We start from the raw sequence: 253 nt of genomic DNA, 5'->3' as shown, positions 1-253 counted from the left end.
CCAGATGCGACATCAGCAAAGGCCCCGTGATGACCCTGCTTCACCCGACCGCTTGTTTCCGGTTGAACCCAAGCTAAGAGAACTGGCACGCACGCTTTATGATGGGGTGCGCGATCTACCCATCATAGCCCTCATGGCCATACTGATCCGCGCTGGTTCGCGGAAAACAAAGCTTTCGCCAACCCGCCCGAGCTGTTCGTCACGCCCGATCACTATGTGTTCCGGATGCTCCATTCTCAGGGGATCGCGTTGG

General features: G+C 57.7%; 1 pseudogene. It reads left to right on the top strand.

Annotated features, from left to right (window positions below):
• Positions 1-4 precede the first annotated feature (4 nt).
• A pseudogene (locus FCK22_RS19430) lies at positions 5-253 on the top strand (glucuronate isomerase); the annotation flags it as partial.

Source organism: Sulfitobacter sp. 15WGC (assembly GCF_005068605.1).
GTDB classification, from domain to species: domain Bacteria; phylum Pseudomonadota; class Alphaproteobacteria; order Rhodobacterales; family Rhodobacteraceae; genus Sulfitobacter; species Sulfitobacter faviae.
The sequence above is the reverse complement of the archived record's forward strand: the minus strand, read 5'-3'. Positions and strand labels throughout refer to the sequence as shown.